Source organism: Vibrio sp. L85 (assembly GCF_963871815.1).
Classification (GTDB): Bacteria; Pseudomonadota; Gammaproteobacteria; order Enterobacterales; family Vibrionaceae; genus Vibrio; species Vibrio harveyi.
Genome location: NZ_CAWMYL010000012.1, coordinates 12491 through 28308 on the forward strand (window position 1 = coordinate 12491; position 15818 = coordinate 28308).

Here is a 15818-nt window from a genome sequence, read left to right on the forward strand (position 1 = left end):
CGTGCCTGATATGAAGCTATTTGCTGGTAACGCAACACCTGAACTAGCCCAACGTATTGCTGATCGTCTTTACATCTCTCTTGGTGATGCATCTGTTTCTCGCTTTTCTGATGGCGAAGTTGCAGTTCAAATCAATGAAAACGTTCGTGGTAGTGATGTTTTCATCATTCAATCCACTTGTGCACCGACTAACGACAACCTAATGGAATTGGTTGTTATGATTGATGCAATGCGCCGTGCTTCAGCAGGTCGTATCACTGCAGTAATTCCTTACTTCGGCTACGCTCGCCAAGACCGTCGTGTACGTTCTGCGCGTGTGCCAATCACTGCAAAAGTTGTTGCTGATTTCCTATCTAACGTTGGCGTAGACCGCGTTCTAACTATCGACCTACACGCTGAGCAAATTCAAGGCTTCTTCGATGTACCAGTTGATAACATCTTCGGTACACCAGTACTTCTAGAAGACATGCAATCTCGTGGTCTAGAAAACCCAGTAGTGGTTTCTCCTGATCTAGGTGGCGTTGTTCGTGCTCGTGCAACTGCAAAAGCGCTAGGCGACATCGACATCGCTATCGTTGATAAGCGTCGTCCACGTGCAAACGTTTCTGAAGTAATGAACCTAATCGGTGACGTTGAAGGTCGTGACTGTGTGATCGTTGATGACATGATCGATACAGGTGGCACTCTATGTAAAGCAGCTGAAGCGCTAAAAGAGCGCGGTGCTAAGCGTGTATTCGCTTACGCAACTCACGCTGTATTCTCTGGTAACGCTGCGGACAACATTAAGAACTCTGTTCTTGACCAAGTTATCGTGACTGACTCTATCTCTCTATCTAAAGAGATGGCTGCAACTGGCAAAGTAACCACACTAAGCCTATCTCGCATGCTAGCTGAAGCGATTCGTCGTATCAGCAACGAAGAGTCAATCTCTGCAATGTTCAACTAATACGAACATTTCAGTTAAACTGATTTCAAAAGCACCCCTCTTTGGGGTGTTTTTTTATTTGTATCGATAGGCAGAAAATCCCTTGGTCGCCCACTGCGAGAATTCTGTGCTATCATACTGCGCTTTTTGAGATTCCAGAGAGATCCTAACCTTGACTCAACCAATCAAACTTCTTGTTGGTCTTGCTAATCCGGGACCAGAATACGCCAAAACTCGCCACAATGCGGGTGCTTGGGTTGTAGAAGAATTAGCACGCGTTCACAACGTTACCCTGAAGAATGAACCAAAATTCTTTGGCCTAACAGGACGCATTATGGTCAATGGCCAGGATCTCCGTTTGCTAATCCCAACCACTTTCATGAACCTCTCTGGCAAAGCAATCGCAGCACTTGCGAAGTTTTACCAAATTAAGCCAGAAGAGATCATGGTTGCTCATGACGAGCTAGACTTACCGCCAGGTGTCGCTAAGTTTAAGAAAGGTGGTGGTCACGGTGGTCACAATGGTCTGCGTGACACCATTAGCAAACTGGGCAATAACAAAGATTTTTATCGTCTTCGTATCGGCATTGGCCATCCGGGACACAAAGATAAAGTGGCGGGTTTTGTACTAGGCAAAGCTCCAGCGAAAGAGCAAGAGCTACTAGACGCCGCAGCTGACGAATCAGTGCGCTGTCTAGATATCCTAATTAAGGATGGTCTATCAAAAGCACAAAATCGCCTCCACACGTTCAAAGCTGAATAAGGTTACTATCATGGGTTTTAAATGTGGCATCGTTGGTCTACCTAACGTTGGTAAATCAACTCTGTTTAACGCACTAACTAAAGCGGGTATTGAAGCAGCAAACTTCCCGTTCTGTACCATTGAACCAAACACTGGTGTGGTTCCTGTGCCAGATCTACGTCTAGATGCTCTAGCAAAGATCGTTAACCCACAGAAAGTTCTACCTACCACAATGGAATTCGTAGACATCGCTGGTCTAGTTGCGGGCGCATCTCGTGGTGAAGGTCTAGGTAACAAATTCCTAGCGAACATCCGTGAAACTGACGCAATCGGCCACGTTGTACGTTGTTTCGAAAACGACAACATCGTTCACGTTGCAGGTAAAGTATCTCCAATCGAAGATATTGAAGTTATCAACCTTGAACTAGCAATGGCTGACCTTGATTCTTGTGAACGCGCTATCCAGCGTAACGCTAAGAAAGCAAAAGGCGGTGACAAGGACGCGAAATTCGAACTGACGGTTCTAGAAAAACTGCTTCCTGTACTAACAGAAGGTGGCATGGCGCGTACTGTTGATCTTGCAAAAGAAGAGCTAGCAGCAATTGGCTACCTAAACTTCCTAACGCTAAAACCAACAATGTACATCGCTAACGTGAACGAAGATGGTTTTGAAGACAACGCATACCTAGATGCAGTACGTGAGTTTGCAGCGAAAGAAAACAACGTTGTTGTTCCTGTATGTGCAGCTATCGAATCAGAAATGGCTGAACTAGAAGACGACGAGCGTGAAGAGTTCCTAGCAGACCTAGGTATCGAAGAACCAGGTCTAAACCGCGTTATCCGCGCAGGTTACGAACTACTGAACCTACAAACTTACTTCACAGCTGGCGTGAAAGAAGTTCGTGCATGGACTATCCCTGTTGGCGCTACGGCACCAAAAGCGGCAGCGAAGATCCACACAGACTTCGAAAAAGGCTTTATCCGTGCTGAAGTTGTTGGTTACGACGATTTCATCCAATTCAACGGTGAAAGCGGCGCGAAAGACGCAGGTAAATGGCGTCTAGAAGGTAAAGAATACATCGTTAAAGATGGTGATGTTGTACACTTCCGCTTCAACGTATAATTAAGTGAATGAATTCTAAACACTTCATTTACATAAAAAGCCGGCCATAGCGCTGGCTTTTTTTATACCTTTCTAAAACAACAAGAAATTAAGTCCCTTAATGCAAGCCATTTTATTTCCAGTTTTAGATCATAAACGCGCCTCTTTGTTTAAAAAGGAAGCGAACGATGGATTTTGCAGGATTTATTGAAAAAAACTGTTGACGGATCTCACTCAACTTCGCATAATGCGCGCCGTTCCCGACGACAAGGCAACTTAGCGACGAGAACGAGAAAACATGGTTTTGGCTACGTAGCTCAGCTGGTTAGAGCACATCACTCATAATGATGGGGTCACAGGTTCGAATCCCGTCGTAGCCACCATTCCTAAAGGTTCTTTTTTAAGAGCAATTAGGAATAGATGCGGAAGTGGCGGAATTGGTAGACGCACCAGATTTAGGTTCTGTTTTGAGTAGTTTTACGACTACTGTCTGCAGGTCTATCGCCAAGCGGTAAGGCAGCGGCTTTTGATGCCGCCATTCCCTGGTTCGAATCCAGGTAGACCTGCCATTATTTAAAGTGGGATTCCTTTGACAAAAAGGGTTGTCACTTAGAGCGTGAAGGTTTATATTGTCTCGCTCAAAAAGATGGCTACGTAGCTCAGCTGGTTAGAGCACATCACTCATAATGATGGGGTCACAGGTTCGAATCCCGTCGTAGCCACCATTCTTTCTTTTGAAAGACAAAATTTAGTTGTTAGTTTTTACCAATTAACTGATAGCTTATAGAGTTCAAGATGCGGAAGTGGCGGAATTGGTAGACGCACCAGATTTAGGTTCTGGNCTATTTTGATTATTGAGTTTACTCAGTAATTATGCGGAAGTGGCGGAATTGGTAGACGCACCAGATTTAGGTTCTGGCGCCGCAAGGTGTGAGAGTTCAAGTCTCTCCTTCCGCACCATTATTTGATATGTCTTAGGACTATCGCCCGTAGGTCTATCGCCAAGCGGTAAGGCAGCGGCTTTTGATGCCGCCATTCCCTGGTTCGAATCCAGGTAGACCTGCCATATTCAATGCTATTGATGTTTTACCAATTACATCAATAACTACAGATCAAGTTGCGGAAGTGGCGGAATTGGTAGACGCACCAGATTTAGGTTCTGGCGCCGCAAGGTGTGAGAGTTCAAGTCTCTCTTTCCGCACCATATATTGAATAGTCTTTTGACTATTGCCTGCAGGTCTATCGCCAAGCGGTAAGGCAGCGGCTTTTGATGCCGCACTTGATTAAAGAATATAGAATGGCTACGTAGCTCAGCTGGTTAGAGCACATCACTCATAATGATGGGGTCACAGGTTCGAATCCCGTCGTAGCCACCATTAATATAGATTTTAGATGCGGAAGTGGCGGAATTGGTAGACGCACCAGATTTAGGTTCTGGCGCCGCAAGGTGTGAGAGTTCAAGTCTCTCCTTCCGCACCATCTAAAAATAATCTATACTTTGCGGAAATGGCGGAATTGGTAGACGCACCAGATTTAGGTTCTGGCGCCGCAAGGTGTGAGAGTTCAAGTCTCTCTTTCCGCACCATACTTTCCTTTATCGGAAAGCACTTAGTTGAAAGGCTAAGACTAGTAGGGCTATCGCCAAGCGGTAAGGCAGCGGCTTTTGATGCCGCCATTCCCTGGTTCGAATCCAGGTAGCCCTGCCATTACACAACGTTGTTGAGGTTTTACCAATTACCTTGATAACTACAGAATAAGTTGCGGAAGTGGCGGAATTGGTAGACGCACCAGATTTAGGTTCTGGCGCCGCAAGGTGTGAGAGTTCAAGTCTCTCCTTCCGCACCATTCTTAAGAAACCCAGCATTAGTTTGCTGGGTTTTTTCTTTTTTCTGATTCTGGACTCGGTAGATCTCTGATTTATCGAATTAAAAAAGCGAGCTCATGGCTCGCTTTTTTTCTATCTATTGCTTTCCTATCGACCGCTTTCTATGTGATCAGAAGTCTTTTACATACCTAGCGCATACTTCAATACTTGCGCTTTGATCGGTCCTGAGTTTTCCGCCAGCTTCAATGCTGCATTACGAGCGAACTTCAATGGACCTAAATCATTACTAAAGCCTTTGTAGAACACATCCATGCCCGTTTGCATTAATAAGTTATCTGGTCGACGGGCGCGCTCATACTTGGCGAGCAAAGCATCATTAAGTTGCTCTTGCTGATTGGTAACCGAAAGCAGAACATCAACATCTTTGAAGCCGAGATTCACACCTTGCCCAGCAAGTGGGTTGATTGTATGAGCAGAATCCCCCACTAACACGCAATTCTTGTTTGAATAGCTTTGGGCATGGCGACGAGTTAGTGGGAATGAGCCAAATTGTAAAACTTCAATATCGCCTAACTCAGCAGGGAAATGACGTAGGATCTCCTCTTTTAACTGAGGTTTCGTCATCGCACACAATTGTTTAATGCGTTTTGGCGAGTCATACCACACCAGCGACCCCTGCCCGACTTCTTTACCATCCTCAGCTAGTGAGCATAACGGCAAGAACGAACGTGGACCTGAGGGAGTAAATTGCTGCCAAGTGATGTCTTGTTGAGGAAGTTCGGTTTTTACGTTGATCAACATACAGTGTTGACGGTAATCCCATGCGGTTACACCAATACCCGCCAATTGACGAACTTTTGAGTTCGCGCCATCGGCACCAATCACCCAATTAGCTTCAAACTGCTCGCCGCTTTCTAGCTTTACACAGTTTACTTCGGCAAATTGAATATCTTTCAATCGCTCTGGGCACATCACCGTTAAGTTGTCGTATTGTGCGAAAGTTTGCCAAAGCCCCAGTTGGATTAGGCGGTTTTCAACAATGTATCCTAACTGCTCCAATGACAGTTCATCAGAGTGAAAACGAGTACGGCACTCAGGATGTTCCCACGTTTCCAAACGACGATAAGGGCACACACGCATGCTTTCAATCGCGGACCATGCACCTAATGAATCAAGTAGCTTCACCGACTGATGAGAAATCGCGGAAACGCGAATATCCAACGCTTGAGAAGCCTCAAACGCCTTTGGCTCTGCGCCTTCTACCATTACAACGCTTCTGCCTTGCTTGGCAAACCCAACAGCCACCGCTGCCCCGACCATGCCGCCACCGATTACGGCGATGTCATACTTGTTCATTTTTTGCTCTTCATCATATTGATTAATTGGCGTTTTTTAATTGTACGTTCCATGGCTATTTTTACAAAATTGTTTAACAAAAAACCTTGCTGTATATAGGGCAAAAAACTAGATTTCATCAGGGTTTGCAGAGAATTCGTCAGATCACTAGTCAGGTGCTTTTTAAAGCAGTACAATACGCCGCTTACCGCCGAGATGGCGGCTATAATTTGAGCAATAGCTCTCCGATTTAAGTACAACTGAACGAGCGAAAGTGAGATGAGTAAGAAACTGCTAATTAAAACCTGGGGCTGCCAGATGAACGAATACGATTCATCAAAAATGGCCGACCTGCTTAATGCTGCAAACGGCTATGAGCTGACCGAAGAGCCAGAGGAAGCAGACGTACTTCTACTTAACACCTGTTCGATCCGTGAAAAAGCGCAAGAGAAAGTTTTCCACCAGCTTGGTCGTTGGAAGACACTAAAAGATAAAAAACCAGGCGTAGTTATCGGCGTAGGTGGTTGTGTAGCAACTCAAGAAGGTGATCACATCCGTCAGCGTGCTCCATACGTTGACGTAATTTTTGGTCCACAAACTCTTCACCGTCTTCCTGAGATGATTAAACAATCTCAATCGGATGAAGCACCAGTAATGGACATTTCATTCCCAGAAATCGAAAAGTTTGACCGTCTACCAGAGCCTCGTGCTGAAGGTGCAACAGCATTCGTTTCTATTATGGAAGGCTGTTCTAAGTACTGTACTTACTGTGTAGTACCGTACACTCGTGGCGAAGAAGTAAGCCGTCCAATGGATGACGTACTGTTCGAAATCGCACAGCTAGCAGATCAAGGCGTACGTGAAGTAAACCTACTGGGTCAAAACGTAAACGCGTACCGTGGTCCTATGCACGACGGCGAAATCTGTTCATTTGCAGAACTGCTTCGTTTGGTTGCGTCTATCGATGGTATTGATCGTATCCGCTTTACAACAAGCCACCCATTAGAGTTTACTGATGACATCATCGCAGTATACGAAGACACACCTGAGCTAGTAAGCTTCCTTCACCTACCGGTACAAAGTGGTAGTGACCGAGTGCTGACTATGATGAAACGTCCTCACACTGGGATTGAGTACAAGTCGATTATCCGTAAACTGCGTAAAGCACGTCCTGATATCCAAATCAGTTCAGACTTTATCGTTGGTTTCCCTGGTGAAACAGACAAAGATTTCCAAGACACAATGAAGCTAATCAAAGACGTAGACTTTGACATGAGCTTCAGCTTCATCTTCTCTCCACGTCCAGGTACGCCAGCGGCAGACTACCCTTGTGACCTATCAGAGCAAGTGAAGAAAGAGCGTCTATACGAGCTACAACAAACCGTAAATGCACAAGCAATGCGCTACTCTCGTCTAATGCTAGGCACTGAGCAACGCGTTCTGGTTGAAGGTCCTTCTAAGAAGAACCTAATGGAGCTACGCGCTCGTACAGAAAACAACCGTGTAGTAAACTTTGAAGGTAGCGCAGACCTAATTGGTCAATTCGTTGACGTGAAGATTACGGATGTATTTGCTAACTCGCTACGTGGTGAGCTAGTACGTACTGAAAAAGACATGGACCTTCGTAGCGTGATTTCACCAACGCAAATGATGGCGAAAACGCGTCGCGAAGATGAGCTAGGTGTAGCTACTTTTACGCCATAAGCTCGTACAAATAGCCATTGAGAGCCTGGTCGTTATCAGGCTCTCGTTAAATGGCATAAAATGAGAGGCAACATTGAGCAATAAAATCGTAACGCTAGAAATCAATCTAGAACCTTCAGACAACCGCCGACTAGCAAGCCTGTGCGGTCCATTCGATGACAACATCAAGCATTTAGAACGTCGTCTAGGCGTTGAAATTAACCACCGTAGCGACCTTTTCACCATTGTCGGTAAACCTCATACCGCAGCTGCTGCGCTGGATATCCTGAAAACCCTTTACGTAGACACCGCTCCTGTCCGCGGCGAAACGCCTGATATCGAACCAGAGCAGATCCATCTGGCAATCAAAGAATCAGGTGTACTGGAGCAAAACACCGAGTCACATTTCGAACACGGTAAAGAAGTCTTCGTAAAAACCAAGAAAGGCGTGATCAAGCCTCGTACACCAAATCAGGGTCAATACCTGATGAACATGGTGACGCACGATATCACTTTCGGTATCGGTCCTGCAGGTACAGGTAAAACTTACCTAGCGGTTGCAGCAGCCGTTGACGCACTAGAGCGCCAAGAGATCCGTCGTATTCTACTTACTCGACCTGCAGTTGAAGCGGGCGAGAAACTGGGCTTCCTACCTGGTGATTTGAGCCAGAAAGTCGACCCATATCTACGCCCTCTCTACGATGCCCTATTTGAAATGCTGGGCTTTGAGCGCGTAGAAAAGCTGATTGAACGTAACGTGATTGAGGTAGCACCTCTTGCTTACATGCGTGGTCGTACTCTAAACGACGCCTTCATCATTCTTGATGAAAGCCAAAACACCACCGTCGAGCAGATGAAGATGTTCCTAACGCGTATCGGCTTCAACTCTCGTGCAGTTATCACTGGTGACGTCACACAGATTGACTTACCTCGCGGCGCGAAATCGGGTCTTCGTCATGCAATTGAAGTACTGAGCGAAGTTGACGACATCAGCTTTAACTTCTTCCAAGCTGACGACGTAGTGCGCCACCCAGTGGTTGCTCGCATCGTTAACGCTTATGAGAAGTGGGAAGCGCAAGACCAGAAAGAGCGTAAAGAGTTTGAAAAACGCCGTCGTGAAGAACGTGATGCCAAACTGCTAGAAGCAGCAAAAGCAGAACTGAGCGCACAAGTCGCGGCGACTAAGGAATAACCATGGCAATTGAACTTGATTTGCAACTGGCAGTCGAAAATGAAGAAGGCTTACCTTCTGAGCAAGATTTCCAATTGTGGCTAGATAAGACCATTCCTCTTTTCCAACCACAAGCGGAACTGACGATTCGTATTGTCGACGAGCAAGAAAGTCACGAGCTAAACCACGAATACCGTGGTAAAGACAAGCCGACCAACGTGCTATCTTTCCCATTCGAAGTACCACCGGGTATGGAAATAGACCTACTGGGCGATTTGATTATCTGTCGCCAAGTCGTTGAAAAAGAGGCAGTAGAGCAGAACAAGCCTCTACTAGCACATTGGGCGCATATGGTTGTACATGGCAGCTTGCATCTGCTAGGTTATGACCATATCGAGGATGATGAAGCTGAAGAGATGGAATCCCTCGAGACAGAAATCATGCAAGGTATGGGTTATGAAGACCCATATATTGCTGAAAAAGAGTAGCTTTGGTTGCTCGACAGGGAAAGGCGAACTACCCAGATAACCATCTCGTACTCGTCTTTCTATGTGAGCTATCACACATCTGATAGCGTTACTTAATTGAGAAACAATGAACGAAGATAATTCTCCCTCTTCTAATGAAGGCAAGAAAGAAAAGGCAGAAGGTCCGAGTAGAAAGTCCTTCTTTGAACGTCTAGGTCAACTATTTCAAGGCGAACCAAAAGACCGCCAAGAGCTTGTGGATGTGATCCGCGACTCTGAAATCAATGACCTGATTGACCACGACACCCGCGACATGCTTGAAGGTGTAATGGAAATCTCCGAAATGCGCGTGCGTGACATCATGATCCCGCGTTCGCAAATGGTTACTGTTGAGCGCACAGACGATCTTGATACTTTGATCGCACTGATCACTGATGCTCAACACTCTCGCTACCCTGTGATCAGCGAAGATAAAGACCATGTGGAAGGCATTCTACTAGCGAAGGACTTACTCAAATACTTGGGCTCAGGCAGTAACCCATTTGATATCGAAGAAGTGATTCGACCAGCAGTCGTAGTACCGGAAAGTAAACGTGTAGACCGCCTGCTAAAAGAATTCCGTGAAGAACGTTATCACATGGCGATTGTTGTCGATGAATTCGGCGGTGTTTCTGGTCTTGTAACTATCGAAGATATCCTTGAAGAAATCGTAGGGGATATTGAAGATGAGTTCGATGATGATGAAGAAACCGATATCCGTAAGCTGAGCAAACATACGTTTGCTGTCAGAGCTCTGACAACCATTGAAGAGTTTAATGAGACATTCGGTACCAACTTCAGTGATGAAGAAGTGGATACCGTTGGCGGCATGGTAATGACTGCTTTTGGTCACCTACCATCGCGTGGCGAAGTCGTGGATATTGAAGCATACAGCTTCAAAGTAACGGCAGCCGACAACCGTCGTGTCATTCAACTTCAAGTGACGATTCCAGACGAAGAAAAGCTGGTTGAAGCCACTCAAGAGTAACGCGATACCCTAACATCGGGAATATCAGAAAAATAAAATGATGAATGTACTCTTTCATCGCCTCAAGCGGCCCTTAGTGGCCGCTTTTGTTGGCGCCTCCACTACCCTAGCATTTGCTCCTTATCAGCTATGGCCGCTTGCCATACTTAGCCCTGCTATCCTACTTATTCTTCTTGCAGACCAATCACCTAGGCGTGCGCTTTGGATCGGTTATTCATGGGGTTTAGGGCAATTTGCGACAGGAGTAAGCTGGGTTTACGTTAGCATTGCAGGCTTTGGCGGCATGCCGCTGATTGCAAACCTATTCCTCATGGGCTTGTTAATCGCCTACCTATCCATATACACTGGTTTATTTGCGTGGCTCACTAACAAGTTTTTCCCTGAATTTACCCTAAACAAAGCATTGCTTGCTGCTCCTGCGTTATGGCTAGTAACCGACTGGCTACGTGGCTGGGTTATGACAGGTTTCCCTTGGCTATGGCTTGGCTATAGTCAAATTGACGCACCATTTGCCAGCTTTGCACCCATCGGTGGTGTAGAACTACTAACACTGTTCATCATGATCAGTGCTGGTGCATTGGCGTATGCTTGGATTCACAAGCAATGGTTAATGATCATCATCCCTGCGGTACTGTTAAGTGCAGGCTTTGGTATTCGCCAATACGATTGGGTAACTCCTCGCATTGAAGACACAACCAAAGTAGCGCTAATCCAAGGTAACGTTGACCAGAACCTAAAATGGCTACCGAGCCAACGCTGGCCAACCATCATGAAATACGCAGACCTCACTCGTGAGAACTGGGATGCTGACATCATCGTATGGCCAGAGGCTGCCATTCCTGCATTTGAAATTGAAGTCCCGTCGTTCTTGAGAAACATCGATACTGCGGCGAAAATGAACAACAGCGCCATTATTACGGGTGTGGTAAACCAAGGAAAAGACGGTCAATTCTACAACAGCATTTTATCGCTGGGTGTAAATCCATACGGTGATTACAGCTTTGATATGGACAAGCGCTACCACAAGCACCACTTACTTCCGTTTGGTGAGTTCGTGCCGTTTGAAGACGTATTGCGCCCACTTGCACCATTCTTCAACTTGCCAATGTCTTCCTTCAGCCGTGGCGATTTCATTCAGCCAAACATCGTGGCGAATGGAAAGCACATGGATCCTGCACTGTGTTATGAAATCATCTTTAGCGAACAAGTTCGTCAGAACGTGACTGACGATACTGATTTCATTCTAACGCTTTCTAACGACGCTTGGTTCGGTCATTCAATTGGTCCATTACAGCACATGGAAATCGCTCGAATGCGTGCTCTAGAGCTGGGTAAGCCACTTATTCGTTCGACCAACAATGGCGTAACCGCAGTGACCGACCATAAAGGTAAGGTGATTGAACAAATCCCTCAATTTGAAACCGCAGTGCTTCGCGCAGAACTTGTTCCTACCGATGGTCAAACTCCGTATCGCATCGTCGGCACTTGGCCTCTGTATATTTGGGCTGGATTAAGTTTAATGTTGGCTTGGTGGTTATCAAGGAAGAAAAAGTCATAAGTGAAAAAGAGGCTCTTAGGCCTCTTTTTTTACGTTTGTTAATGCTGTTCTTATGGCTTGAGAGACTGACGACTAAAGCCAGTATGATTGCACTTAATGCATGGAATGATCACAGTTGGATGGTTATATGTCGTCTTATGACCACATTCATCGCAGACCAATGTGCCAAGTCCGATCACCTCGCCCGCCTCATAAAGACCTTGATGTTCTAAATCATCAAACAGTTCAACCCACTCCACTTTGGTTCGGTCTGTAATTTCGAGCAAACCTTGCCAAACGGAATCGGCAATTGTCAGATAGAAGGGTCCACTCTTACCTTCTTCATAGCTATCAGAAAACTCTTTTAAATCGGCTTTGACATAAGCTGATATCAGTGAGAGTTCGTCTTTGGTCATGTCGTTGGCAGCATCCACCACTTTGCCCGACGTTTCGAATACTTTGTTAACTTCATCCGGACTGTGCTTCAAGGTTTCAATCACATCCTCGAGCATTTCCTCATAACCTGCTTTACGTTTAGGCATAACTGACCTCCATCTTTCTACTACCAAGCACCACTTCAAGGCGTATGGGTACAGATTGGCTATTGTTGTGATCCCTAGCTTTAGGTATTCTATGACGATCTATTTAAGTCTGTTCTAACCGAACTCACAAATTCCAAGATAACCGGATACCATCGATGCAAGAACAATACAATCCACAAGACCTTGAACAGAAAGTTCAAAAGCACTGGGATGACAACAAGACCTTTGTTGTAAGTGAAGACCCAAATAAAGAAAAATTCTACTGTCTATCCATGTTCCCATACCCAAGTGGTCGACTGCACATGGGTCACGTGCGCAACTACACCATCGGTGACGTAGTATCTCGTTTCCAACGCCTACAAGGCAAAAACGTAATGCAACCAATCGGTTGGGATGCATTTGGTCTACCTGCAGAAAACGCAGCAGTGAAAAACAACACTGCACCTGCACCATGGACTTACGAAAACATCGAATACATGAAGAACCAACTTAAGCTTCTTGGCTTTGGTTACGATTGGAACCGTGAATTCGCAACATGTACACCTGAGTACTACCGTTGGGAACAAGAGTTCTTCACTAAGCTTTACGAGAAAGGTCTGGTTTACAAAAAGACTTCTTCTGTTAACTGGTGTCCAAACGACCAAACTGTTCTTGCGAACGAGCAGGTTGAAGATGGCTGCTGCTGGCGTTGTGACACTCCAGTAGAGCAAAAAGAAATTCCTCAGTGGTTCATCAAGATCACAGAATACGCTCAAGAGTTGCTGGACGATCTAGACAAACTTGAAGGTTGGCCAGAAATGGTGAAAACCATGCAGCGCAACTGGATCGGCCGTTCTGAAGGTGTTGAGCTCAAGTTTGAAGTGAAGGGTCAACAATACCTAGAAGTTTACACAACACGTCCAGACACACTAATGGGCGTCACTTACGTTGGTATCGCTGCAGGTCACCCTCTAGCGACTATCGCGGCTGAGAACAACCCAGAACTTGCTGCGTTCATCGAAGAGTGTAAGAACACCAAAGTAGCAGAAGCTGAACTGGCGACAATGGAGAAGAAAGGTATGGCGACTGGCCTTACTGCTATTCACCCATTGAACGGTCGTGAAGTTCCTGTTTACGTAGCAAACTTCGTACTGATGGACTACGGTACAGGCGCTGTAATGGCAGTACCTGCACACGACCAACGTGACTTCGAGTTCGCAACTAAGTACGGTCTAGACATCGTGCCTGTTATCAAGCCGGTTGATGGCAGCGAGCTAGACATCTCTGAAGCGGCATACACTGAGAAAGGTGTGCTGTTCGATTCAGGTGAATTCGACGGTCTAGAATTCCAAGCGGCATTCGATGCAATTGCAGCGAAGCTAGAAGCAGAAGGCAAAGGCACTAAGACTGTTAACTTCCGTCTACGTGACTGGGGTGTATCTCGCCAACGTTACTGGGGTGCACCAATCCCAATGGTAACCACTGAAGACGGTGAAGTTCACCCAGTACCCGCTGACCAGCTACCTGTTATTCTTCCAGAAGACGTAGTAATGGATGGCGTTACTAGCCCAATTAAAGCAGACAAAGAGTGGGCAAAGACAACCTTTAACGGCGAACCTGCTCTACGTGAGACAGATACATTCGATACGTTCATGGAGTCTTCTTGGTACTACGCTCGTTACTGTTCACCACAAGCTGATGACATCCTAGATCCAGAAAAAGCAAACTACTGGCTACCAGTAGACCAGTACATCGGTGGTATCGAGCACGCTTGTATGCACCTACTGTACTCTCGCTTCTTCCACAAACTGCTGCGTGATGCAGGCTACGTAACGTCTGACGAGCCGTTCAAGCAACTACTGTGTCAAGGCATGGTACTAGCGGACGCGTTCTACTTCGAGAACGAGAAAGGCGGTAAAGAGTGGGTTGCACCAACTGACGTTAAAGTTGAACGTGACGGTAAAGGTCGCATCACTTCTGCAACGGATAACGAAGGTCGCAACGTTGAACACTCAGGCATGATCAAAATGTCTAAGTCTAAGAACAACGGTATTGACCCTCAAGAGATGGTAGACAAGTACGGCGCAGACACAGTACGTCTATTCATGATGTTCGCGTCTCCAGCAGACATGACACTTGAGTGGCAAGAGTCTGGCGTAGAAGGTGCTAACCGCTTCCTGAAACGTGTTTGGAAACTAGTAAACGAACACACATCAAAAGGTGCAGCAGAAGCAGTAGATGCAGCAGCACTTTCTGGTGACCAAAAAGCTCTTCGTCGTGACGTTCACAAAACTATCGCGAAAGTGACTGATGATATTGCTCGTCGTCAAACGTTCAACACAGCAATCGCTGCAATCATGGAACTGATGAACAAGCTAGCGAAAGCGCCTCAAGAATCTGCGCAAGATCGTGCAATCCTTGATGAGGCTCTAAAAGCTGTTGTTGCAATGCTTTACCCAATCACTCCGCACATCTCATACGAACTATGGGCTGCGCTAGGTGAAGCAGACATCGACAATGCTGTATGGCCAACGTTCGACGAGAAAGCACTTGTTGAAGACGAGAAGACTATCGTTGTTCAAGTTAACGGTAAACTGCGTGCGAAACTGACTGTAGCGGCTGACGCAACGAAAGAACAAGTTGAAGAGCTTGGTCTAAATGACGAAAACGTTACTAAGTTCACAGATGGTCTAACAATCCGTAAAGTAATTTACGTACCAGGTAAACTGTTGAACATCGTTGCTAACTAGTCTTTCACGACAAACGATACGTAGATAGCAATAACTCAAAGCAGAGCGAACTTATTCGCCTGTAAAGAGTCATTAAACAGGGTAGTTCGCTACCCTGTTTATTTACCTCAAGCCATTCATGCTGAGTGGTTTAAGGTAAATAACCCCTTCAATTTAGGATGAATACAATCAATGCGCTTTTTCTCTTTGATTAAACTACCAGTGGTATTGGTATTAGCGGGGCTTCTTTCTGCCTGTGGTTTCCACCTTCGTGGCGAATACTCGGTTCCGGAAGAACTGCATACCATGTCTTTCACTAGCTACGATGAATACAGCCCATTGACGCGTTATATTCGCGCTCAACTTGAATTGAACAAAGTAGATTTAGTACAACCATCTTCAAGTACACCAAATCTGCACCTGATCGAAGCGACTATCGACGAACGTACACTATCGCTGTACCAAAACAGTCGTGCGGCAGAGAAAGAACTTACTTATGTAGTGAAATACCGTGTGACCATTCCTGGCTTCGGTGCAAAAGACTTCAAAACAACCGTAAACCGCAACTACCTTGATAACCCATTAACAGCATTGGCGAAGTCGGTAGAACGTGACGTTATCGAAGACGAAATGCGTCAACAAGCGGCGAGTCAAATGATGCGTCAGCTAGGTCGAGTTCGTGCGGAATACGAACAAGGTCAACCTACCCCTGATGTGATGAAGACTAACTCTACGAACACTAACTCTTAATCAG

The 15818-nt window shown here is 45.9% G+C and carries 12 protein-coding genes and 11 tRNA genes; 21 read left to right on the plus strand and 2 right to left on the minus strand.

The features are described from left to right. Position 1: 1 nt before the first annotated feature. The 14 genes from AACR11_RS02110 (at position 2) to AACR11_RS02175 (ending at position 4614) form a co-directional block, all read left to right on the plus strand. Positions 2-946 (plus strand): ribose-phosphate pyrophosphokinase, encoded by a 945-nt coding sequence (locus AACR11_RS02110; RefSeq protein ID WP_005449254.1) that lies wholly within the window; start codon positions 2-4, stop codon positions 944-946. 151 nt (positions 947-1097) lie between these two features. Further along, entirely contained in the window at positions 1098-1688 is a 591-nt protein-coding gene (gene pth, locus AACR11_RS02115; RefSeq protein ID WP_005438598.1) for an aminoacyl-tRNA hydrolase, read from the plus strand. 10 nt (positions 1689-1698) lie between these two features. Further along, positions 1699-2790, plus strand: a complete 1092-nt coding sequence (gene ychF / locus AACR11_RS02120) for a redox-regulated ATPase YchF (protein WP_005449255.1) — start codon at positions 1699-1701, stop codon at positions 2788-2790. Positions 2791-3075: 285 nt separating this feature from the next. Continuing rightward, positions 3076-3152 (plus strand) — tRNA-Met (locus AACR11_RS02125). 111 nt (positions 3153-3263) lie between these two features. Beyond that, a tRNA-Gln gene (locus AACR11_RS02130) sits at positions 3264-3338 on the plus strand. A 79-nt stretch (positions 3339-3417) separates the two neighbouring features. Then, a tRNA-Met gene (locus AACR11_RS02135) sits at positions 3418-3494 on the plus strand. 150 nt (positions 3495-3644) lie between these two features. Continuing rightward, positions 3645-3729 (plus strand) — tRNA-Leu (locus AACR11_RS02140). 31 nt (positions 3730-3760) lie between these two features. After that, positions 3761-3835, plus strand: a tRNA-Gln gene (locus AACR11_RS02145). A 53-nt stretch (positions 3836-3888) separates the two neighbouring features. Continuing rightward, a tRNA-Leu gene (locus AACR11_RS02150) sits at positions 3889-3973 on the plus strand. A 95-nt stretch (positions 3974-4068) separates the two neighbouring features. Then, positions 4069-4145 (plus strand) — tRNA-Met (locus tag AACR11_RS02155). Between the two features lie 18 nt (positions 4146-4163). Next, positions 4164-4248, plus strand: a tRNA-Leu gene (locus tag AACR11_RS02160). 21 nt (positions 4249-4269) lie between these two features. Continuing rightward, positions 4270-4354, plus strand: a tRNA-Leu gene (locus AACR11_RS02165). A 46-nt stretch (positions 4355-4400) separates the two neighbouring features. Beyond that, positions 4401-4475: transfer RNA gene (locus AACR11_RS02170), tRNA-Gln, on the plus strand. Between the two features lie 54 nt (positions 4476-4529). Beyond that, positions 4530-4614, plus strand: a tRNA-Leu gene (locus tag AACR11_RS02175). A 160-nt stretch (positions 4615-4774) separates the two neighbouring features. On the opposite strand, the gene AACR11_RS02180 is transcribed toward AACR11_RS02175, so the two are convergent. After that, positions 4775-5950, minus strand: coding sequence for a 2-octaprenyl-3-methyl-6-methoxy-1,4-benzoquinol hydroxylase (locus AACR11_RS02180; RefSeq protein WP_029789168.1), 1176 nt, complete (start codon positions 5948-5950; stop codon positions 4775-4777). A gap of 258 nt (positions 5951-6208) precedes the next feature. Here AACR11_RS02180 and miaB point away from each other — a divergent pair, with 258 nt between their 5' ends. From miaB to lnt, 5 genes are all read left to right on the plus strand, one after another. Next, positions 6209-7633 (plus strand): tRNA (N6-isopentenyl adenosine(37)-C2)-methylthiotransferase MiaB, encoded by a 1425-nt coding sequence (miaB, locus tag AACR11_RS02185; protein ID WP_005438595.1) that lies wholly within the window; start codon positions 6209-6211, stop codon positions 7631-7633. Between the two features lie 73 nt (positions 7634-7706). Then, on the plus strand, positions 7707-8804 hold the full coding sequence (locus AACR11_RS02190; protein WP_005447495.1) for a PhoH family protein: 1098 nt from the start codon (positions 7707-7709) through the stop codon (positions 8802-8804). Positions 8805-8806: 2 nt separating this feature from the next. After that, a complete protein-coding gene (ybeY, locus tag AACR11_RS02195) occupies positions 8807-9271 on the plus strand; it encodes an rRNA maturation RNase YbeY (RefSeq protein WP_029789169.1) in 465 nt (154 codons plus the stop codon). A gap of 106 nt (positions 9272-9377) precedes the next feature. Further along, positions 9378-10277 carry a CNNM family magnesium/cobalt transport protein CorC gene (gene corC / locus AACR11_RS02200; protein ID WP_005425551.1) on the plus strand — a complete coding sequence of 300 codons (900 nt, stop codon included), beginning with the start codon at positions 9378-9380 and terminating at the stop codon, positions 10275-10277. A 37-nt stretch (positions 10278-10314) separates the two neighbouring features. Continuing rightward, entirely contained in the window at positions 10315-11835 is a 1521-nt protein-coding gene (gene lnt, locus AACR11_RS02205) for an apolipoprotein N-acyltransferase (protein ID WP_029789170.1), read from the plus strand. Positions 11836-11885: 50 nt separating this feature from the next. Here the strand turns inward: lnt and AACR11_RS02210 are convergent, their stop codons facing one another. Then, positions 11886-12356 (minus strand): zinc ribbon-containing protein, encoded by a 471-nt coding sequence (locus AACR11_RS02210; RefSeq protein WP_005447499.1) that lies wholly within the window; start codon positions 12354-12356, stop codon positions 11886-11888. Between the two features lie 155 nt (positions 12357-12511). Here AACR11_RS02210 and leuS point away from each other — a divergent pair, with 155 nt between their 5' ends. Both leuS and AACR11_RS02220 read left to right on the plus strand, forming a co-directional pair. After that, positions 12512-15085: a leucine--tRNA ligase gene (gene leuS, locus AACR11_RS02215; protein ID WP_029789171.1), complete on the plus strand. Its 2574-nt coding sequence runs from the start codon at positions 12512-12514 to the stop codon at positions 15083-15085. Positions 15086-15256: 171 nt separating this feature from the next. Continuing rightward, entirely contained in the window at positions 15257-15814 is a 558-nt protein-coding gene (locus AACR11_RS02220; protein WP_009697740.1) for an LPS-assembly lipoprotein LptE, read from the plus strand. Positions 15815-15818 lie beyond the last annotated feature (4 nt).